The following is a 21,970-nucleotide window of genomic DNA, read 5'->3' as shown; positions in this document are numbered from 1 at the left end:
ATTTGATTTATTATCTACAATTAAAATGTTCGATCATCTCCATACACATACGCCCATTGTGATAAGGGCATTTCCAGAACCCTGCTTTGTCATCTTTACGATTGAGTGAGCCATCTGCCAATCGGCTCCAATACCACTCGCCCTGTTCATAATCAATCAGCTGATTTTTTATGTACTCCCATGCTTTAGCAGCTTTTTCCCGATAGGTTATATCGTTTGAATTTTTATATGCGTACATATACCCTACTACAGACTCAGCTTGTACCCACCAATGGTGTTCACCATCAATATGAGAACCTTCTTTTTCGTAGACCATACTGCCATCGGCTTCCAGTCCTTCGGATGCAGCATCTGCTATTTTCAGAGATAACGTTTTTATCTTTTCTACTAATTCTTTATCGCCTAATACCTCCGCTGCCTCGAACAAGAGCCACGACGCTTCAATGTCGTGCCCATAAGAAACTGCCGTAGATTTTACATTCCATTCCTCGTCGAAGAACAGATTGAGGTGATTTGATTTTTTATCTAATATTTTCTCTGTGAATATATCTATCAACCTGCGTTGAGCATCTTTCAATCGGGAATCGTCCCATACACGACAAAGATTTGTATAAGGTTCTAATACATGTAAATGCGTATTCATTGTTTTCTTCTCATTCGCATCTTTATCGCTCAATCGCATGTCGTCTATCGGCTTCCAATCTTGGGCATACGCTTCAAAATAGCCACCCAGATTGGTATCACAGCATTTTTCGATAAGAAAAAAGAATTCTTTCGCCAATTCAAATGCTTCTGTATTACCCGTAGCTCTATAAAATTCGGAGAATCCGTACAAAGCGAACCCTTGAGCATAAACCTGCTTTTTTGTATTTACAGGATTCCCTTTATAATCCAGTTCCCAGTAAACACCTCCGAAGGTTTTATCTATAAAATGTTCTTTTATATAATCGAAAGCTCGTTGAGCCATCTCCAAATATTCTTCTTTCTTAAGAATGCGATAAGCAGCAGAAAATGTCCATAATATGCGTGCATTGAGAATAGCACCTTTATTAGCTTCAGCATGTAAATTTTCATGACCATCTATACGACCATAAAAACCTTCGTGTGATTCATCCCCCATTTTCTCTATCCAAAAAGATAGTATATTATCTGTCAGTTCTTTTTGAAAACCTTCCATCATTGCTTCTCGTTTCTTTTGGTTGCTAATTCTGTCGTAATCTCACCTAGTTTGCTTTCAGTAAGTGGATACATCGAAATAAATAATACAGACAAGACTGTTCCTATCGCAGGCAAAAAACTCAACATCATGCGTATTCCTTCTTGTGCCTCGGCTGACTGAACGACATTTGCCTTAAAACCGAAATAAGCCAACAGCCATCCTGTTAACGCTCCACCAATAGACCAACCAAATTTTTGAGACATGGACGATGAAGAGAATATAAGCCCTGTAGCACGACGTCCTGTTTTCCATTCTGAGTAGTCAGCAATATCAGCATACATCGACCATAATAACGGGAATATACTTCCCGCGCAAGCACTAATCAATATTTGTAATGCAAGCATAAGAATGATATTGTCTTTCTCTACAAAGTAGAACAGAATACTGAATATAGTAGCGAAGACCATCGCAAAAAGATAGGTTTTCTTTTTTCCTATACGATTAGAGATAGGTGTTACAAAAAGAATTCCGAGTATATTTGCACCTTGCCCTAATACCAAATAAAGAGTCGTTAATGATAGAGCAGAACCCAAGATACCCAAATCGAATGTATCAGAAACAGTAGCATAATATTTAAAATAATAGACTGCCGCACCATCACGAATCGAGTTGAAAATTAAAGCAGCAATACCTGCTCCAAGCAATATCCACCACGGCTTATTTTTGAATAAATCACCTACATCTTCTTTGAGTGAATTGCCTGTTTCTTTAATCGGACGAACCCGTTCCTTGGTCCAAAGGAAAGTACATAGGAAGAATCCTACGGCAATAACAGCAAATACAACCGCCGACATTGACCAACCAAAAGTCAAATTAACAGTATCGCCTTGGGTACTGAAAAACTTGACTAAGGGCTCGATCAACAACAGTGCTAAAATACTTCCTCCAAACGCAAAAATCATACGATAAGAAGATAATGCTGTCCGCTCTTTGGGATCGGACGACATAACACCTAATAAAGAGGCATACGGAACATTGATGAGTGAGTAAATCATCATCATCAACGAATATGTGATATAAGCATATACAATTTTACCAGATACAGACAGGTCGGGCGTCGTAAATGTAAGTACACCCAATACGCCAAAAGGGATAGCGACCCATAACAAATAAGGTCTGAATTTTCCCCATTTAGTTTCGGTACGATCACTAATAACACCTACCACAGGATCGAAAAGTGAATCCCAAATGCGCGTTACCAGAAACATGGTTCCAACTATGGCGGCATCTATACCAAATATATCGGTATAGAAAAACATCAGATACATACCGAACAACTTCCAAAACATGGAAGAAGCGGCATCACCCAAGCCATATCCGACTTTTTCTCTTAATGTTACTTTATCTGTATTATTCATGGTAAATCGTATACTTATTAACTTCTTATTATTTCGTTTTTCTTTATTAAAGATGTCAATGTCTGAACTGACGTAGCCGAACGATATCCATCAGGCTTCGTATTCAAACAATAATCTAATAATCTATCGATAGAGGAAACCGCAACGTGCATACGAGTATCGCATGATGCATAGTAAATGTAGACGGTCCCGTCATCGTCGGCAATCCACCCATTGGTAAACAGCACATTGGAAACATCGCCAACACGCTCTTCGCCTAATGGAGCCATAAGATGCCCGGCCGGTTCGGCAATCAACCTGTCAGGTTGATCCAAATCGGTGAGATAAAGATATAAAACATATCTCAATCCAGCAGCACAAGCACGCACTCCATGTGCCAGATGTAGCCATCCTTTCGATGTTTTGATCGGATGAGGACCCTCTCCATTTTTCAATTCTTTAATAGTATGATAGTAGCGGAAGTTTATTATTTTTTCCTCTTTTACCTCCGCGTTTGTCATATCATCTACCAGCGCCCAGCCAATTCCGCCTCCGCTTCCGGCATCGATAAATCCATCCTGAGGACGCGTATATAAAGCATATTTACCATCTACAAACTCGGGATGTAAGACTACGTTTCTTTGTTGACTATTGGTCTTTAGGTCCGGCAAACGTTCCCAATTTTTCAAATCTTTGGTGCGCACGATACCTGCTGCGGCTACCGCTGACGATAAATCACCACTCGGAGCTTTAGGGTCTTTGCGTTCAGAGCAAAAAGTACCATAAATCCACCCGTCTTCGTGCGCAGTAAGACGCATATCATATACATTAGTATCCAGATATGCAGTTTCAGGTATTACAATAGGATAGTCCCAAAATCGAAAGTTATCTATACCGTTAGAACTCTCGGCTATTGCAAAGAATGATTTCCGGTCGTTACCTTCCACACGCACAACCATGAGGTATTTGCCCTGCCATTTTATAGCTCCGGCATTGAATGTGCCGTTAATGCCAAAACGCTCCATAAAGTATGGATTCGTTTCTGGAGATAAATCATATCTCCAGAATACAGGGGCGTGCCCTGCGGTTAATACGGGATTTTTATATCGTTCATAGATTCCGTTTCCTGGTAATACAGGTGCATTTTTGAGTGTAACCAAACTCTCATATTCTGCAGTAACAGTCTCCAGACGTTTTTTAAATAATTCGTTCATTATTCTACTTTTTTATTTGTACTTTATACTACCTATTTTTATTTATCTGACTCGCATATTCCTTGATAACTTTAATCGTAGAATCGGTGTCAAATACTGAATTTAAACCTTGTTCTTCTTGCGACGGATCGCCTACATAATCATCCCACGGCTGCCAATACGTATGTTGGGGACGACCGATACCGCCCCATGCCCAAAAATTGCAACCGGCCAGAATATCTTTATTTTCTGATGATTTTTCTATTTGTGTAAATATGTTTGCATAATATTTATCGCGTGCTGTTGTAGGATCATCCAGTGAATATTTATGATTATCGCGTGGGAATCCAAATTCTTCAATTACTACAGGTTTATTTAATTTCCTAGCTACAACCAAGTGATCCTGAATGTATTTGTTTGTTTGAATAATAGCTGTATCCACCGATTGTGGAATCTGAGTAATATCAATCCAGCTCCAGTTTTTTGGCCAGATGTGTATTGTTATATAATCTACATTCGGATCAGCATGAATTTCTTCAAAGAGGTTCATATCTTCCTCAGTCCCTTTAGTTCCTTCGTTACCTATCGAAATAAGATGATTGTTATCTAAAGAGCGAATAAGTGCCGTAGTCTCTTTTAGCCATTTCGCAAAGGCAAGTTTACCCGCATCACTGAAAGCACGGGGCTCGTTACCCACCTGCCACGACATGATGGCTGTGTCGTCTGTGTATTTTTTGCCTGTATATCTATTTGTTCTCGTGATTACGTTTTTTACATGATTAAAGAATAATGTCTTACAACTGTCGCAATCGGCATACTGCGCTACATGGCTAACAAACACAGGCCAGTCTTGCACCCCGGCTTCGGGAACATCGCCTTTTCCTGCCCAATTGAGATACTGCCCATATCCTCCGCTCCATTCCCAACTATTGTTTAGATAAAGGACCGCATACATATTTCGCTTCTCCATTTCGGCAAGAAGAAAATCTAATCCATCAAAAATTGTATCATTATATACGCCCGGCTCAATTTGCAAAGTCGGCATAACCTTCACCGCCTGTCCGGCAGGGCCATCTGCCCCAACAAGGACACGAAGATTATTTATTCCATTTGCTTTCATGAAATCTAACTCCTCGAGCAAACGCTCGCGGTTACCGCCTTGCCCGGTAGAACCAAGGATGGCTCCATACCAATAATTGGTACCAATAAAATAATAAGCTGAGTCGCCGACAACAAAGTGTCCACTTTTTTGTTTTACAAATACATTCGGAAGCTCTTTCTCCTGACAAGAAAAGAGGGCGAAAGTTAAGGTTATAAATAAAAGGAGTTGTTTCATGGTTTATTTTATATTTAGTTTTAGGGTAAAGAGTCTTTCATTAAATAAACAAGATAAAAAAGCAATATGTTAATATTTATATAAATGTATGTACATATGTTTATTGATGGATTCTCTACTGATTAAAATAGTAGTGACTAAACACATTGCAAATTTATCAATACTAAGAATAATATGTTGATATTTTATTATCAGATAGTAATACTTTTTTATCATAATTAGAATAATCATAATTGATAAGCTACATATAGTGATTAAATAATGATTAAGATTATCGTAATAATACAATATTACATAAATTTAGATCAACCCTTCAGTTAAATTTAATACATTTAAATTTAGATGTTTAGTTAAAAACATAAGAGAACTTATATAATTTGATTCCTCTGTTATATCTTATCATTATTTATTGGGGTTATTTAGGTTAAAATATAATAGACAAAATAATTAGATGCTTTTTTGCAAAGAAAATATTATTATTGGATAAAAAAGTATCTGTGTTTTCACATTTTACTCTAGTATATTTGCAATACTATAATACCATTGACAAAAGACAAAATTGTTTAACCATAAAATTTGAATCATAAATGAATAGAACAACTTATAAAATTTATTAATTTGTTACTGACCCCTTCTGCCTAATAAAAATGGCTACCACTTCAAAAGATGTACGAATTGTTTAAAAAACTCAACCTAGGCATATCTAATTACGTAAGATACTAGGTTTCACAAAAACATATTAGTAATATGAAAATCAGAAATTTAAACCATGTTAGATCACGCTCCAAGATTATAACCTTTTCCGGGTTGGTAATCGCACTCCTACTGATGGTTCTCCCTTGTGTTTCTGCCAGAAGTGCGGATCTGAGCACAAAAGAATCTACTCAAGCCGAAGGCCGGACCATAACCGGTGTTGTAAAAGATGTTACAGGCGAACCACTGATTGGTGTAAGTGTTTCCATAAAAGGAACAACCATTGGCACACTTACCGATATGGATGGAAATTATTCAATTAAGATACAGAACGAAAATAATGTACTCGTTTTTTCTTATATTGGATTTATACCTCATGAAATTACAGTTAGTAATAAAAAAGAAATTCCTGTTACACTTAAAGAAGACACTCAAAATCTTGATGAAGTTATAGTTGTCGGCTACGGTGTTCAGAAAAAGAAACTCGTGACTGGTGCAACTCTCCAAGTAAAGGGAGATGACCTTCAGAAATTGAGTACAACAAGTGCTTTGGAAGCATTACAAAGTCAGGCGCCAGGGGTTAATATAACCCAGACATCAGGCATGCCGGGCGAAGGTTTTAAAGTAAATATCCGTGGATTAGGAACTGTTGGTGATGCTGCTCCTTTGTATGTAATCGACAATATTCCAGGAGGTGACATAAACAACCTCAATCCTGCAGATATCGAATCGATAGATGTACTGAAAGATGCTGCATCATCTGCTATCTACGGTTCGCGTTCTGCTAATGGTATTATCCTTATAACAACTAAACAAGGGAAAGCAGGTAAAATACAAGTAACCTACGATGCATTTTTCGGCTGGCAAAATGCATACCGCATGCCATCGCTGCTTAATGCGAAAGAATACATGACCGTTATGAACGAAGTTCGTTTCAATGAAGGTAATGATCCTTATGATTTTGCGGCTCTGGTTCCCAATCAGTATAACGCAATTATGGACGGTACATGGAACGGAACAAACTGGTTGGAAGAAATTCGCAACAAGAATGCATTGACTCAGAATCATGCTTTCAATCTGACCGGAGGATCGGAATTATCCAAATTTTCTATGGGTTTCTCATACACATCTCAAGACGGAATATTTGGAAAACCTGTAGCTCCGAATTATAGCCGCTATACCTTCCGTATCAATTCAGATCATATCCTGCTAAAGGCAAGTGGTTTTGATGTAATAAAGATTGGAGAGAACGTTACTTATTCATATAATGAGAAATCGGGTATTGGTATTGGTAATCAATACTGGAATGATGTTCATAATATGGTGGTTGCAAATCCACTTATGCCTGTATACAATAGCGATGGCGGATACTATGACTACTATAGCAAACTAGCCGATGGATGGAATTTTGATGGAGCAACAGCTAATCCTATTGCCGATATGGAGTACCGCCGCGGTCACAATATATCTAAAACTCACAATCTACAGGCCAATGTATATGTAGAAATACAGCCGATAAAGAATTTGAAATTGAGAAGTAGCTATGGTTACAAAATGAGCTCTAACAGCTATCGCCAATACAGACCGGCATTCAAATTATCTACAACAAACGAAGCCGGCGATCAGGTAAACCAAACCCAAAGTCAGGGAAATAGCTGGACATGGGAGAATACACTTAGCTATTCATTCAAATTGAACGACGTTCATTCTTTTGAAGCATTAGCCGGACAGTCGTTGGAAAAATGGGGTATGGGCGAAAACCTTGGAGCAACTAATATAAACTCTATATTCCCCGGATCGTGGGATCATGCCTATCTAGACAATACAGGTGGAGTAACATCCTCGAGTACTACTATATCGGGCTCTCCTTGGGGACAAGGCAGACTGGCATCTTTCTTCGGACGTGTTAATTACAACCTGAAAGAAACTTATATGGCAACAGCCATAATACGTGCCGATGGTTCATCCAATTTTGCCAGCAACAAGCGATGGGGATATTTCCCTTCCGTTTCGGCTGGTTGGGTAATAACAAATGAGCCTTTTATGGAATCTGCATCCAGCTGGATGGAATTCCTCAAATTGCGTGCCAGCTGGGGTCAAAATGGGAATCAGAATATAATTCCTTTCCAATACTTATCAACAGTAGCTTTTGATAATTTCAATAATTATTATTTTGGAAATGACAAAATAACCCAGTCTATCGGAGGCTATCCTGATATAATAGCAAATAATAAGGTATCATGGGAGACATCCGAACAATTAAATCTAGGTTTTGATGCCCGTTTCATAGGCAGTCGTTTAGGTGTTGCTTTCGATTGGTATACTAAAAAGACCAAAGACTGGCTTGTACAAGCTCCCGTACTTGCTTCATATGGTGCAAATGCTCCATTTATAAATGGAGGAGACATTGAAAATAGAGGTTTAGAACTAGGGTTAAGCTGGAACGATAACGTATCGGACTTTACATACGGAGCCAATCTTAATCTTGGCTATAATAAGAATGAAGTAACCAAAATAGATAATACTGAAGGAATAATTCATGGTCCTGAGAATGTATTAAGTCAAGGTACTAAAGAAATGTATCGCGCACAAGTGGGCTTCCCTGTTGGATACTTCTATGGGTATAAAACCGCAGGAATATTCCAGAATGCTGATCAGGTTGCTAACACTACTGCTAAACTGGCAGGAGCTCAACCGGGAGATGTTATGTTTGTAGACACTAATAATGACGGATTTATCACAGATGACGACAAGGTGATGATCGGTAATCCGCATCCGGATGTAAGATTGGGATTTTCGCTGAATTTCGGATATAAAGGAGCTGATCTTTCCTTTACAGCTACAGGAGCATTCGGTCATCAAATAGCTAAATCTTACCGTTCGTTTGCAGATAGTCCGCTACAAAATTATACAACAGAAATATTTGACAGATGGCACGGAGAAGGTACATCGAACAGACTTCCACGCCTGACTAGTGGTAGTAATACCAATTGGCAATACATCTCAGATATTTATATCGAAGATGGAGACTATCTGAAAATGCAAAATATAACATTAGGTTACGATTTTAAAAGATTATTTCCTAAAATGCCTCTGGGACAAGCACGACTATATCTGACAGCACAAAATCTATTTACAATAACCAGCTATTCGGGAATGGATCCTGAGGTTGGATATGATTATGGCGACGGTTTCGCTTCAGGTATAGATTTAGGATTCTATCCTAGCCCAAGAACTTATTTGATTGGTGTAAATCTCAAATTTTAATTAGAAAACGATGAAAAAGATAATATATACATTAGCAGCAATCCTTTTACTTTCGGGCTGTAATGATTTTCTCGATACAGACAATCTAACAAAAAAGGATACCGGAAACTTTCCTGTGAATGTGACCGATGCTGAACAAATGCTTACGGGTATCTATGCTACTCTGAACAAAGCGATATCAAACCCTTCGCACACCCATTTCTATATGGCAGAACTCGCTTCTGATGACCGATTTGGCGGGGGTGGAGAAAATGACAAGGATATGCAAGGACTTGACCACTTTATGAATACTAAATCGAGCCGCTTCGGAACATTCTGGGCTGCACGCTACAAAGGCATCTTCCGTGCTAATACTGCTATCGAAACATTAGACAATATTAAAGGATGGGAAAGTGAAGACCAAAAAAACCAATTATATGGTGAGGTATATTTTTTGAGAGCACTTTTCTATTTCGAAATGGCTCAAATGTTTGGCGAAGTTCCTTTAGTTTTGAAAACAGAAGTTCAAAATTTACCAAAGGCTCCGGCTGATCAGATTTATGCTCAGATAGCTTCAGACTTGAAACAAGCTATAACTCTCATGCCTTCTAAACCATATACATCTGTAACTTCCGGACACGCAACCAAATGGTCGGCAGAAGCTTTGATGGCTCGCGTCTATCTTTTCTATACAGGATATTATCAAAAAGGCGAACTGCCTCTTGCCGAAGGCGGTAGTGTAGATAAAGCACAAGCTGCTGCATGGCTGGACGACTGTATTGCAAATAGTGGACATTCTTTAGCTTCTGATTTCCGTAACCTTTGGCCTTATTCGAACGAATATACAGCAAAGGATTATCCTTATGCTAAAAAGAATGGATTGAAATGGGAAGGTGATGGCAACAAAGAAACTGTATTTGCTGTTAAATTTTCTAATAAAGCATCGTGGGATACAGATAACAGTGGTGTAGATAATACCGGTTATTCAAATCAATACATTCAGCATTTCGGTCTTCGTAGCAATAACGGGGAAGAAGATACTTATCCTTTTGGACCGGGATGGGGCGCAGGACCAGTTAACTCCAACTTATGGAAAGAATGGCAAATAGCTGAACCCAATGACATTCGCCGCGTAGCTTCTATTCTGAATGTGAACAATAATTCCGAAGTTAAAAGCTTCATTTGGGGGGCTGACAAACAAATGGAAGAAACAGGCTATTGGCAAAAGAAATATACAACAATACGTGCGCATAAAGAAGATGGCAGCCTGGTTGGTTCATATACAATGTTGATGTTTGGATATCCTGAAGAGAATGCATCTATATCGCATAGTCAGGATTTAGTACTTATCCGTTTTGCCGATGTATTATTAATGCATTCTGAGTTGAAAGGAGATGCAACAAGTTTAAATAAAGTGCGTACTCGTGTAGGATTGCCATCTGTATCTTACTCTCTTGATGCTATCAAAAGAGAACGCCGCTGGGAATTGTCATTCGAAGGTTTACGTTATTTCGATTTGATGCGCTGGGGAGATGCTGCTGCAATGCTAGCCAAACAAGAAGGTGTGACTGTTTACAACAAAGGCTTAGAAACCACTATGAGAGCATTCGGTGGTGGCTATCGTGCCCGTTACGAAGCGACAGGCGGATTCTGGGCAATACCCGAAGATCAGATTGCACTATCTAATGGCGTATTAACGCAAAATAAAGGTTGGGGTGGAGCAGATGCTGAATTCCCGGGCTGGTAATTAGTATATTGTTCAGATAATTAAAGAATAAAACAATATGAAAAAAATAATTTTATATTTCATGCTCTTAGCACTTGCCTCTCTTACAGCTTGTGATCCTGTTGAATCCAGAGAAACACTAGAAGGTGCAATTACAGCAGAGCAATTAAATATTTCCGCGACACCAATTGTTGTAAATGGGAAAAATTCTAATAAGGTAATTCTAAAAAATAATAGTCCTGTACTATCATGGTGGAATTATGGAACGGGTACTACACAGATGCAAACCGATACCGTTTTACTTGTATTAAAAGGAGAAAACAGTATCACTTTTACAGGTCAGAATGGCGATGGATCTCAGATTTCTAAAACGATTACTGTAAACGTAGAAGAACTTTCATTTCCTGTACCTCCAGAATGGGGCTATTTATGTGGAAGCGGTAGCAAAACATGGGTTTGGGACGAAACTGCACCTTCGGTATGGGGTAATGGTGGATATAAAAATGACAAGGCTCCTGCATGGTGGACTCTCAAAATAGGAGATATAAACGGGCAAGCAGCAAATGAAGGAACCGGAGCCAGTATGGATTTCTCTATCAGCGGTGCCGCATTTACTAAATTGAAGTCTGACGGATCATCCGAAAAAGGATCGTTTGCACTTATCATGACGAGTGTAACCCTTGATGACAATGGAAATGTTTGGGCAAAAGGGAAACTTAAAACAAAAGGAACTACAGTTCTGTGTGGTAAATCGCCAAATGAAGGTGGAGCACCAGTCTACGAATATGATATACTAATATTGAACGATAATAAGATGATACTAAGCTATCCTGAACCGGGAGTTGGTTCCGGAGGCACAGCATGGTTCTGGGTATTCAGGGCAAAATAAGATTTTGAGTAGATTGTTTTGAGATTATTTATTAAGAGCCGAAGAATATATGTTCTTCGGCTCTTAATCTTTTTATATAAAATCAGATAAATAAATTGAATGCTATAAGAAAAACTTAGAGCCCTTATAGTTCTCTCTGAAATCGCGGGGAGTACAACCTTTCTTCTTTTTGAATATCCGATTAAAATTGGATAAATTATTAAAACCACAATCCATTGCAATTTCTGCTACGCTTTGTGTAGAATCGACCAACATGCGGGTTGCATGCCCAAGGCGGATTTCATTCAAAGAGTCTATAAAATTACGCCCGGTTCTTTTTTTTAGAAAACGACTAAATGCCACCTCAGTCATACCCACCAAGCCGGCAACATCAGACAATTTAATTTCTTCCCTATAATTACTAAGCATATGATTATAAACCCTTTCGACTCGACGGCTATCATATTTTTGATCATTCACATTAAATGCCCGACTCGACAATTCCCGCATAGATTTCGAGAGAGATAAGTCACACAAAATTCCGATCAATTTCAAAACAGAATGTGCGCCTTGGTGCTCAGAAGCCAAGGAATATAATCTATCCTTCATTTGGAGAATAGTTTCTTTAGAGAATGTCAGCCCATAAGATGCTTTCTCAAACATCTCTTTTACAGATCGAAATTGATTTTTCTGCAGCAAGTGTTCATTAAATAAATCACCGTGAAACTGGATTGTTATCTCCTTAATTTCAGGACAATCGCATTTATGATTTAGCCAGCCGTGTTCGAGGCTGGGACTTGCAATAAGAGTTAACTCCAAATCTTCTATCTCTTCGATACTATCACCAACAACACGTTTAGCTCCTTTTCCGTACTCAATAAAATTGAGTTCATATTCTGCATGAATATGAATAGGGAAAGTAAACTCGCTCTTAACTCGTGAGAAAATCATAAAACAATCCCGATCTGATAATGGCGTAACCTCTCTGAATACCGACTCTTTCATCTTCTAGGCAATTATGTGTTTAGAAACACAAGATAGTTCAAATTACAAAAAAACAGTCGTTTTTTATGATAAAATTATTTATGATTATAATTTACATCTATCAATCGGTAAATACCACTGTCTTAAGGCATTGAACATGTTCGGCAGATTTGGCAAACATAAATTCAAATTCGCCCGGTTCTGTAACATATTGCATTTGCGAGTTCCATAATCCCAGGTCTTTATAAGACAATTTAAATGTTACATTTTTGCTTTCTCCGGGTTTCAATTCTATTTTTTCAAATCTTTTCAGAGCCATCACCGGAGTCGTTACCGTTCCAATTTTATCATGGATATAAAACTGAACAACCTCTTTGCCTATCCTATTACCTGTATTGGTTATTTTGACCGAAACATTTAAATCTTCTTTTCCAAAAGACTCTTTAGATACCTGCATTTCCGAATACTCGAATGTTGTATACGATAATCCGAATCCAAATGGGAATAACGGGTCGGGAGAAGAGAATACATAATCTCTACCGGGTTTTTCGGGACTACCCGGTTCTCTGTTAATTCCTTTTGCAGATGTTTTATAATCATAAAAAACAGGAATATGACCCACCGATTGAGGAAATGTAGCATTTAGTTTCCCTGATGGATTTACGTTCCCAAAAAGAATATCAGCAACAGCATTTCCACCTTGTTCGCCAGGATACCACGCCTCTAAAATAGCAGGGATATTCTCTTTTTCCCATTTGATGCTCCATGGTCTTCCATGAACCAGTACCAGAATAACAGGTTTTCCTGTGGCAGCTACAGCCTGAATCAAATCTCGTTGTACTCCTATTGGATTAATGTCAGTCAGATCATATCCTTCGCCCGTTGTAAACGGATCTTCTATTTCGCCCTCTCCGGGACCTTTTCCCCATCCTAAGCCGGATAGAATAACACTTGTTTCACCGAGAACAACCACAACAGCATCACTTTCTTCGGCGGCTTTTATGGCTTCTGCAAAACCTTCTTTGCTTAAGTCTGTAATACCACAACCTTTGGCATAATTAATCTTTACATCTTTACCTACCACATTTTTAATACCCTCAAGTATTGTTACACCCGATTTATTATCACGTGTATAACTATAATCGCCATACTGAACCTGATCGGCATTAGGGCCTATAACGGCAAGGCTGCGAAGCTTTTTCTTATCTAACGGTAACAGGTTATTATCATTCTGCAACAATACAACAGACTCCTCAGCGATTTCACGAGCCAGTGCTATATGTGCAGGTGTATGTACTTTGCTCTTTATATCATTCGGATTTGCATAAGGTTTTTCAAACAACCCGGCTTTGAACTTAACAGTCAAAATACGGCGAACCGCCCTATCCACTAATTCTTCTGATATTTTACCATCTTTCACTAGCTGCACCAATGAAGGGTATACATCGGGACGCGCAGCCTCCAAATCGACACCTGCCCGAACGGCTCGCATCGCTGCTTCGGCTTTGTCTTTAGCTATATTATGGAAGTTATATAGGTGTGATACGCTACCATAATCAGAAAAAACATATCCTTCAAATTCCCATTCGTTACGTAATACCTGATTCAACAAAAAATCACTTGCATGAGCCGGTACTCCATCCACCTCATTGTAAGAAGGCATGACAGAGTATACATTCGCATCTTTTACTACCATCTCGAAAGGAGTCAAATGTAAAGTCCTCAATTCGCGCTCGCCAAGCGATGCCGGAGCTAAATTTATCCCAGCCCACGGAACACTATAGCCTGCGAAATGCTTTGCTGTACACATCACTTTCCCGGCAGGTATACCTATTTTTGTTTGTTCAGGTCGACCCTGCATACCCGTAACAAAAGCCGAACCCATTATCCCAACCAAATAAGGATCTTCTGCATAACATTCTTCATTTCTACCATATCGGGCATCTCTTATCAAGTCGAACAGCGGCGATAAAGCCTGATCGACACCGGCAGCCGAAGCTTCTGTTGCAATTGCCGAACCCATTCTTTCGATAAGTTGCGGATTCCATGTGCTACCTTGTGCAATAGCCTGCGGATAGATTGTTGCCCCATAAGCCAATACTCCATGCAAGCATTCTGCGATCTGAATAGGTGGAATACCTAGACGAGTATTCTCACGCCCATGTTTTTTAGCCTTAGCCGATAAATCGGCTACCTTATCCAAACCTACGAAAGGACTTTCACAGACACCATAGACTCCGGGTTTATTAACAAAATCATTTAAACTGGTCATACCCATCTGTTCTATTTTCTCTTCGAGGGTCATACGCTGCATTAAATCGTTTACACGATCTTCTACCGAAGCTTTGGGATTTTTATAAACTTGTGCTTGCAATGATAAAATAGCCATAAAAGCTATACATAGGTATATACTTCCAAATTTCATATATTATTATTTATTGGGTTAACAGTTAGTTATATAGGATATATTCTACTGAGGTTCAGAAAATATTATATCAAATATAATACATATCCTGTTCATAAATAACCCTTCAGCAATATTTATCGTTAAAATAAACTATGATAATTTTTTCTATATACATAACACACATATTATTATATTTGTATAACAATAGTTTTCATGGAAAATAGAATAGATAAAGCATTGGAGTTATTTGATAATGGCTACAATTGCGCCCAGTCGGTTTTTGTCGCTTACGCTGATTTGTTCGATATAGAGAGAAATACAGCACTTAAATTATCTACCTCATTTGGTGGAGGAATGGGAGGTATGCGCAATGTTTGCGGAGCAGTATCGAGTATGTTTATGGTTGCAGGACTAAAAACCGGTACATCTATACCTCGCGACAGAGAAGGTAAAAAGAGGAACTACGACACAGTACAACTTCTTGCAGATAAGTTCACACAAGAAAACGGATCTATTATTTGTAGTCAATTGTTAGGTCTCGAAGCCTGCCCTACTCCTCTCAAGAAAAAACCATGCAGAGAATATATCCGCTTTTGTGCCGAATTGCTCGAAACAAATCTGAAAAAAGAAATATAAGATAATCATTCTAAACAGAAAAGCACCTGCAAGTATTTGCAGGTGCTTTTTTTATTTTAGTAATATCAATTATTTAATCGTATTGATAGCTGCTTGATAATTCGGTTCGTTCGTTGTCTCAGGAACTAATTCTGTATATACAACTTTTCCTTCGGGATTTACCACAACTACCGATCTGGCCAATAGACCTTTCAACGGACCATCGATAAGTAAAACACCATATGTTTTTGCAAAAGTATCATTTCTAAAAACGGAAGCCGGAATAACATTCTCAATTCCTTCAGTTGTACAGAAACGACCGGCAGCAAATGGTAGATCGGCAGAAATTGCAAGAATCACTGTATTGGGTAAACTCGCAGCTTCTTTATTAAACTTTCTTACCGAAGCAGCACATGTGCTAGTATCCAAACTTGGAAAGATATTAAGTATCACATTCTTTCCTTTTAGTTCTTTTAATGATAAATCTGACAAATCATTCTTTACAAGTGTAAAATCAGGAGCTACAGAACCTACTGCTGGTAATTGACCGATAGTATTTATTTCTCCTCCGTGTAGTGTTATTTTAGACATCTGTTTATAATTTAAATTAATATTTTATGATTGTAATTATTCGATTTTATGTTACATGAATCAAAGCTTATGTATTTCGGAAACATGAATTATTAAAACAGCTAAAGAGGACAAAAGGTTTCGTAAGAAATGATCTTTTGTTAAAAAAAAATCGGTATACTCTTCTAAAGTACACCGATTCTATATGTTGAAGTGGTCTAGACTTTTTGTTTTTCGTATTATTTTGTCATTCTGAGGAACGAAGAATCTCGGTTGTGAGATGCTTCTCTATCGTTCAGCATGACAGAGAGAGTAAAAAGAAAGACTTTTGAAAAGTCTAGACAACTTCGTTAATAAGAAATCAATCAGATTATTTTTTCCATATATTCTCCATATCTTCCAATGTCTTACCCTTTGTTTCGGGCAATCTTTTCCAGACAAACAGAGCTGCTACAACGGCTAATGCTCCGTATATCCAATATGCGAATCCATGATTAAATGTCTCTACCAAGAATTTGTTTTTATCTATAATAGGGAATGTCCACGACACCAAGAAATTAGATACCCATTGTGCAGCAACTGCTATCGACATCACACTCGACCGTACCGAGTTGGGGAATATCTCCGACAACATAACCCAGCAAACAGGACCCCATGACATTGCGAAGCCGGCAGTATAGGTGAGCATGAAAATAAGTTTCAACGTTCCAGGTAGATTCTGTGAGAAAGAAGTACCAAGCCCGAGCATCGAAACTGCCATAACCAAAGCTCCTGTTATCAACAATGGTTTACGACCAAACCGATCGACAGTCATAATTGCCAATACGGTAAACGATAGGTTTATAATACCGACAATGATAGTTTGAAGCAAGGCAGAATCTGTGCCCGAACCCATGCTCTTGAATATCTCGGGAGCATAATATAGCACCACGTTTATACCGACAAATTGCTGAAATGCCGAGAGTAATACTCCTGTCATTATAATAAGGAATCCGTAAGAACGAATAGGTACGTAAAGGGCGATAAGGAAGCTGACAATCATCGAAACTTCGAAAGCACTCGAAACTCCACTTAATGATAATGATATAAGACCTATGGCAAACAAGATAAACCATGTTATCATAAACTTATAATATGGTCTGAGAGAAGCAATAGCATCATTATCGAAACTATTTTCAATCTCTTTCATTTCTTTTTTAGCGGCAACACTTCCTACTAGTTTTGTAAGAATATTTTCAGCTTTCGCTGTTTTGCCTTTCATCACAAGCCACCTTGGCGTTTCCGGAGCAAAGAATAATAATATGAAGAAAATACTGGCAGGTATTGCCAACGATGCGAACATCCATCTCCAACCTATTGCGTGTAACCATTCGGTATCTCCTTGTTTAGCAATGGTATAGTTTACAAAATAGACTACCAACATACCGAAAATAATCGCAAATTGATTCCATGATACTAAGCTTCCACGTTTTTCGGGTGGAGCTATTTCGGCTATATACATAGGTGACACCATAGACGCAATACCGACTCCGATACCGCCTAAGACACGATATGCTACAAAATGATAAACAAATGTATAGTCTCCCGTTCCGGGCATACCATATCCAATTTCAGGCCAGGCCGACCCTACTGCTGCAAGAAGAAACAGGATAGCAGAAGCAAATAATGCTTTTTTTCGTCCGAACTGCTGACTAACCCATCCTGCAACTGCTGCTCCCAGAATACAGCCAATCAAGGCACTGCTTATCACAAAGCCTTCCATTGCATTTGCTTCGTTGAGAGGCAAGCCCATTGGTTCAATAAAAAAATGTCTGAGAGATTCTACCGTACCGGATATGACTGCCGTGTCGTATCCGAATAGCAGACCTCCGAGAGTGGCTATAATTGTTAGGCCAAAGGTGTATGATTTACTTGTTTCGTTTTTCATGAATAAAGATTTTAAGCCCTCTTAGCCTCCCCGAGGGAAGGGGAGGTTTCAGAATTGACTATTGTTATAATCTCAAAGTACCCTTTGGGATATTAAGGGTTTTAAATATACATATTAACAATCGCTTCGTAAAGCTCTTGTTTTCCGCTTATTCTAGTTGGTTCGCCTGCTTTATGAGCGATAGTGCGTAAATCCTCAAGAGTCAGTTTACCGTCTTCGAATGCTTTACCATTTCCGGCATCGAACGAAGCATAACGTGTTTGGCGTAGTTTTTTATAGTCAGAATGCTCAAGCATATCTGCTGCAACTAACAAACCACGTGCGAATGTATCCATACCCGAAATATGCGCAATGAACAAATCGTCTGCATCGGTAGAGTTACGGCGTATCTTAGCATCGAAGTTTACACCACCATTGCCAAGTCCTCCGGCTGGAAGTAATACTAACCATGCTTGTGCCAAATCATACAGATCGATAGGAAACTGGTCGGTATCCCATCCATTTTGATAATCACCACGGTTAGCATCAATGCTACCTAATAGGCCTGCATCTACTGCCGCTTGCAATTCGTGTTCGAATGTATGTCCTGCCAATGTAGCATGGTTCACTTCGATATTTACTTTAAAATCTTTCTCTAAACCATAGTTACGGATGAAACCGATAACAGTTTCGGTATCATAGTCGTATTGATGTTTAGTTGGTTCCATCGGTTTAGGCTCGATAAGGAATGTTCCTTTGAATCCTTGTTTGCGGGCATAATCACGAGCCATTGTAAGCATTTGAGCAAGATGATCTTTTTCGCGTTTCATATCTGTATTCAACAGACTCATGTAACCTTCGCGACCTCCCCAAAATACATAATTGGATCCACCCAGAGCAATAGTAGCGTCTATTGCATTTTTGATCTGAGTTCCGGCACAAGCCACTACATCGAAATTAGGGTTTGTAGCAGCACCGTTCATATAGCGTTCGTTGCTGAAAACATTAGCAGTACCCCAAAGCAATTTAATGCCCGAAGCCGCTTGTTTCTCTTTAGCATATTCTACTATTTTTTGCAGATTGCTTTCGTATTCTGCCCACGAATTACCCGGTTCAACTAAATCTACATCATGGAAACAGTAATAGTTGAATCCCATTTTAGTCATAAATTCAAAACCGGCATCCATTTTATATTTTGCACGGCTGATAGCATCATTTGCATTGTTCCATGGGTGATGGATAGTTGCACCACCAAACGGATCGCCACCATCGGCACAGAGTGTATGCCAGTATGCCATAGCAAAGCGCATCCAATCTTTCATCGATTTGCCCATTACTACTTTATTTTCGTCATAAAAACGAAATGCCAACGGATTTTTACTTTCTTTTCCTTCAAATTTAATTTTTCCTATTCCTGAAAAAAATTCTTTACTTCCCTTTAAAATTTCCATGATTTTGATTTATGTATTAATAATTTAAGTAATATTTCTATTTTTTGATTTAGTATTTGATTATCAAATTTTTCCAACGTTGATACGCTTCTCTGTATTGTTCTTTTTTATCCGCTTCGAGTTCGAATACGGATAGTCTTTCAAGCGATCCGAAAGCCTCTTTGTGTGAAGCGTAAATACCGACACCCATACCTGCTCCTTTAGCTGCTCCTGCTGCCCCATCAGTATTATATAGTTCGATTGTTGCGCCACTAACACTTGCTAGCGTTTGAGCAAATAACGGGCTAAGGAACATATTAGCATATCCGGCTTTGATTGTATGGATATCCATACCCATTTCTTTCATCACTTCCATACCATATTCGTATGAGAAAACAATACCTTCCTGTGCAGCACGCAATACGTCCGACTTATTATGTATATTAAAATTGATACCGTGTATCGAACAATTTGTGTCTTTATTTTCGAGCACACGTTCGGCTCCATTGCCAAATGGAATGATAGATAGCCCTTTTGATCCTATTGGAGACTGGGCAGCAAGTGTATTCATATCGGCATACGATAAGCCTTCGACTGCCAGATTGCGTTTCAGCCACGAGTTGAGAATACCTGTACCATTGATACAGAGAAGTACACCCAGTCGGGTTAACTCTTCGGTATAGTTAACATGCGCGAATGTGTTTACCCGTGATAATTTATCATAGTTAACAGTATCCAAAACTCCATACACAACGCCTGATGTACCGGCATTAGACGCTATTTCGCCCGGTTCGAATACATTTAGCGACAAGGCATTATTCGGCTGATCTCCTGCCCGATAAGAAATAGGAGTTCCTTCGACCAATCCAAGTTCTTTAGCTGCGGCGGCTGATACCTGACCTTGCAGACCAAATATCGGTTTGATTTCAGGAATGAAGCTTTTAGGTATTCCGTAGTAATTCAAAACATCTTCCGACAAGCATTTATTCTTAAAGTCCCAGAACATACCTTCCGATAAACCTTCGATAGTCATCGATACTTCGCCCGAAAGTTTCATTGCTATATAGTCTCCGGGAAGCATCAGTTTGTCTATTTTATCAAATATGTGAGGTTCGTTTTCTTTCACCCAAGCCAATTTGGATGCAGTAAAATTACCGGGAGAGTTCAGCAAGTGAGATAAACATTTTTCTTCGCCTATTGCCTCGAAAGCTTTTTCACCATAACTAACCGCACGGCTATCACACCAAATAATAGAAGGTCGAAGCACATTCTGATCTTTATCAACAAGTACCAAACCATGCATCTGCCAGGTAATACCGATTGCTTTTACATCCTGTCCTTTTACATTTGCTTGCTTCATAACCGACTCGTGCGCCAGTTTGAGATTTGCCCACCAATCCTTAGGGTCTTGTTCTGCCCAACCCGGTTTAACGGCTATGATTTTCATTTCTTCTTTCGGATAAAAATCCGATGCTACGATTTTTCCTGTATTGGCATCTACCAAACAAGCTTTTACTGATGAACTACCAATATCATATCCTAGTAAATACATATTTATGCTGTGTTTTTATGGTTATTAAGTAAGGTTACATATTTGTTTTTCGTTTATTATATTCTTTTTTATCGAATTTATAATAGCGAGCTGCTCTGTGAGATACGTCTTTTTGCTTCTCTTCTAGGGCAACTACATATGGCATTAGTGCCACTTTTTTATGGAAATTACGGATATCTATTTTTTTATTGTAAATAGCCTCATATAGGCGATGTAATTGACTGATAGTGAATTTAACAGGAAGAAGTTCAAAAACAATTGCAGGATCATATTCGATCCATCTGCATATCTCGGTCAGCGATTCAGCAACAATTTTATTATGATCGAAAGGCATCTGCGGCAATTCGCTTAACGGACACCATTTCGAGAATTTGTATTTCGAGATGTTGTTCAGCTTTCTGTCTACCTTGCATAACGAGAGATATGCAACTGTAATCAACCGATTGATATTCGGTTGATAAGCAGTATCAAGCCATTTCATATCATCCGGATTCTGTGCCCTTTCGGGAGATGCAAAACATCGGAATTGCTTCAATGTCATCCTTTTGATCCCTGTTAGTTCGAACAATACCCGATTGGCAGCATCATCCACATCTTCTTCGTGATAAATAAGACTGCCCGGAAGTTTCATATCCTTCGAGTTCTTTTTGTCTATATTGCGCTGCACCAAAAGTATATTTAACTGATCGTTCTCGAAGCCGAAAACAACGCAGTCGACAGATACATAGGTATGAATAAAATTTGTTTTCATGATATCCAATTATACTATTGAATGTGTTCGACACAAATATATGTATATTATTGTATTTAACAATACAATTGAAAATTAAAATCAACTTAAATATTTGTACAATAGATATTTACATATAGTATAATACACAATAAGAT

Annotated in this window: 15 protein-coding genes; 4 read left to right on the top strand and 11 right to left on the bottom strand. The window is 38.6% G+C overall.

Annotation, left to right across the window (positions count from 1 at the left end):
* Nucleotides 1-10: 10 nt before the first annotated feature.
* Genes G7Y56_RS10310 through G7Y56_RS10295 form a run of 4 tightly spaced genes read right to left on the bottom strand, consistent with a single transcriptional unit; the run spans nt 11 to nt 5,085 of the window.
* Nucleotides 11-1,177 carry an AGE family epimerase/isomerase gene (locus G7Y56_RS10310; protein ID WP_165043314.1) on the bottom strand — a complete coding sequence of 389 codons (1,167 nt, stop codon included), beginning with the start codon at nt 1,175-1,177 and terminating at the stop codon, nt 11-13.
* The gene (locus G7Y56_RS10305) at nt 1,177-2,577 is read right to left on the bottom strand and encodes an MFS transporter (protein ID WP_165043244.1); all 1,401 of its coding nucleotides are present in this window, start codon (nt 2,575-2,577) and stop codon (nt 1,177-1,179) included. Before G7Y56_RS10305 ends, G7Y56_RS10310 begins: the two co-directional genes overlap by 1 nt.
* A gap of 17 nt (nt 2,578-2,594) precedes the next feature.
* On the bottom strand, nt 2,595-3,770 hold the full coding sequence (locus G7Y56_RS10300; protein ID WP_165021040.1) for a glycosidase: 1,176 nt from the start codon (nt 3,768-3,770) through the stop codon (nt 2,595-2,597).
* Between the two features lie 28 nt (nt 3,771-3,798).
* Entirely contained in the window at nt 3,799-5,085 is a 1,287-nt protein-coding gene (locus G7Y56_RS10295) for a beta-galactosidase (RefSeq protein WP_165043242.1), read from the bottom strand.
* Between the two features lie 747 nt (nt 5,086-5,832).
* Between G7Y56_RS10295 and G7Y56_RS10290 the strand changes: the two genes are divergently transcribed.
* The 3 genes from G7Y56_RS10290 to G7Y56_RS10280 are packed head-to-tail and all read left to right on the top strand — an operon-like array spanning nt 5,833 to nt 11,639.
* On the top strand, nt 5,833-9,045 hold the full coding sequence (locus tag G7Y56_RS10290; protein WP_255498723.1) for a TonB-dependent receptor: 3,213 nt from the start codon (nt 5,833-5,835) through the stop codon (nt 9,043-9,045).
* 10 nt (nt 9,046-9,055) lie between these two features.
* Nucleotides 9,056-10,771 carry a RagB/SusD family nutrient uptake outer membrane protein gene (locus G7Y56_RS10285; protein WP_165043240.1) on the top strand — a complete coding sequence of 572 codons (1,716 nt, stop codon included), beginning with the start codon at nt 9,056-9,058 and terminating at the stop codon, nt 10,769-10,771.
* Nucleotides 10,772-10,808: 37 nt separating this feature from the next.
* Nucleotides 10,809-11,639: a hypothetical protein gene (locus G7Y56_RS10280; protein ID WP_165043239.1), complete on the top strand. Its 831-nt coding sequence runs from the start codon at nt 10,809-10,811 to the stop codon at nt 11,637-11,639.
* Between the two features lie 102 nt (nt 11,640-11,741).
* Here G7Y56_RS10280 and G7Y56_RS10275 read toward each other — a convergent pair whose 3' ends face one another.
* Together G7Y56_RS10275 and G7Y56_RS10270 are read right to left on the bottom strand one after the other, a co-directional pair.
* Nucleotides 11,742-12,623, bottom strand: coding sequence for an AraC family transcriptional regulator (locus G7Y56_RS10275; protein WP_165043237.1), 882 nt, complete (start codon nt 12,621-12,623; stop codon nt 11,742-11,744).
* Between the two features lie 100 nt (nt 12,624-12,723).
* Nucleotides 12,724-15,027 carry a glycoside hydrolase family 3 N-terminal domain-containing protein gene (locus G7Y56_RS10270; RefSeq protein WP_165043235.1) on the bottom strand — a complete coding sequence of 768 codons (2,304 nt, stop codon included), beginning with the start codon at nt 15,025-15,027 and terminating at the stop codon, nt 12,724-12,726.
* Between the two features lie 195 nt (nt 15,028-15,222).
* On the opposite strand from G7Y56_RS10270, the gene G7Y56_RS10265 reads away from it, so the two are divergent.
* On the top strand, nt 15,223-15,645 hold the full coding sequence (locus tag G7Y56_RS10265; protein WP_165043234.1) for a C-GCAxxG-C-C family protein: 423 nt from the start codon (nt 15,223-15,225) through the stop codon (nt 15,643-15,645).
* Between the two features lie 69 nt (nt 15,646-15,714).
* On the opposite strand, the gene tpx is transcribed toward G7Y56_RS10265, so the two are convergent.
* The 5 genes from tpx to G7Y56_RS10240 form a co-directional block, all read right to left on the bottom strand.
* On the bottom strand, nt 15,715-16,215 hold the full coding sequence (gene tpx / locus G7Y56_RS10260; protein WP_165021048.1) for a thiol peroxidase: 501 nt from the start codon (nt 16,213-16,215) through the stop codon (nt 15,715-15,717).
* A gap of 349 nt (nt 16,216-16,564) precedes the next feature.
* Entirely contained in the window at nt 16,565-18,121 is a 1,557-nt protein-coding gene (xylE, locus tag G7Y56_RS10255; RefSeq protein ID WP_165043232.1) for a D-xylose transporter XylE, read from the bottom strand.
* Between the two features lie 101 nt (nt 18,122-18,222).
* Nucleotides 18,223-19,551 carry a xylose isomerase gene (gene xylA, locus G7Y56_RS10250; RefSeq protein WP_165043230.1) on the bottom strand — a complete coding sequence of 443 codons (1,329 nt, stop codon included), beginning with the start codon at nt 19,549-19,551 and terminating at the stop codon, nt 18,223-18,225.
* Nucleotides 19,552-19,600: 49 nt separating this feature from the next.
* Nucleotides 19,601-21,082 carry a xylulokinase gene (locus G7Y56_RS10245; protein ID WP_165043228.1) on the bottom strand — a complete coding sequence of 494 codons (1,482 nt, stop codon included), beginning with the start codon at nt 21,080-21,082 and terminating at the stop codon, nt 19,601-19,603.
* Between the two features lie 34 nt (nt 21,083-21,116).
* On the bottom strand, nt 21,117-21,833 hold the full coding sequence (locus tag G7Y56_RS10240; RefSeq protein ID WP_165021052.1) for an NUDIX domain-containing protein: 717 nt from the start codon (nt 21,831-21,833) through the stop codon (nt 21,117-21,119).
* Nucleotides 21,834-21,970 lie beyond the last annotated feature (137 nt).

Origin of the sequence: Dysgonomonas sp. ZJ709 (assembly GCF_011039195.1) — a bacterium.
Classification (GTDB): domain Bacteria; phylum Bacteroidota; class Bacteroidia; order Bacteroidales; family Dysgonomonadaceae; genus Dysgonomonas.
Note: the sequence above shows the minus strand (reverse complement) of the source record. Positions and strands in the feature narration are given on the sequence as shown.

Coding starts and splice junctions, on each gene's coding strand:
- G7Y56_RS10245 (WP_165043228.1), bottom strand. CDS start 21,082: ATGTATTTACTAGGATATGATATTGGTAGTTCATCAGTAAAAGCTTGT.
- G7Y56_RS10270 (WP_165043235.1), bottom strand. CDS start 15,027: ATGAAATTTGGAAGTATATACCTATGTATAGCTTTTATGGCTATTTTA.
- G7Y56_RS10300 (WP_165021040.1), bottom strand. CDS start 3,770: ATGAACGAATTATTTAAAAAACGTCTGGAGACTGTTACTGCAGAATAT.
- xylE (WP_165043232.1), bottom strand. CDS start 18,121: ATGAAAAACGAAACAAGTAAATCATACACCTTTGGCCTAACAATTATA.
- G7Y56_RS10310 (WP_165043314.1), bottom strand. CDS start 1,177: ATGGAAGGTTTTCAAAAAGAACTGACAGATAATATACTATCTTTTTGG.
- xylA (WP_165043230.1), bottom strand. CDS start 19,551: ATGGAAATTTTAAAGGGAAGTAAAGAATTTTTTTCAGGAATAGGAAAA.
- G7Y56_RS10280 (WP_165043239.1), top strand. CDS start 10,809: ATGAAAAAAATAATTTTATATTTCATGCTCTTAGCACTTGCCTCTCTT.
- G7Y56_RS10265 (WP_165043234.1), top strand. CDS start 15,223: ATGGAAAATAGAATAGATAAAGCATTGGAGTTATTTGATAATGGCTAC.
- G7Y56_RS10240 (WP_165021052.1), bottom strand. CDS start 21,833: ATGAAAACAAATTTTATTCATACCTATGTATCTGTCGACTGCGTTGTT.
- G7Y56_RS10285 (WP_165043240.1), top strand. CDS start 9,056: ATGAAAAAGATAATATATACATTAGCAGCAATCCTTTTACTTTCGGGC.
- G7Y56_RS10295 (WP_165043242.1), bottom strand. CDS start 5,085: ATGAAACAACTCCTTTTATTTATAACCTTAACTTTCGCCCTCTTTTCT.
- G7Y56_RS10305 (WP_165043244.1), bottom strand. CDS start 2,577: ATGAATAATACAGATAAAGTAACATTAAGAGAAAAAGTCGGATATGGC.
- tpx (WP_165021048.1), bottom strand. CDS start 16,215: ATGTCTAAAATAACACTACACGGAGGAGAAATAAATACTATCGGTCAA.
- G7Y56_RS10275 (WP_165043237.1), bottom strand. CDS start 12,623: ATGAAAGAGTCGGTATTCAGAGAGGTTACGCCATTATCAGATCGGGAT.
- G7Y56_RS10290 (WP_255498723.1), top strand. CDS start 5,833: ATGAAAATCAGAAATTTAAACCATGTTAGATCACGCTCCAAGATTATA.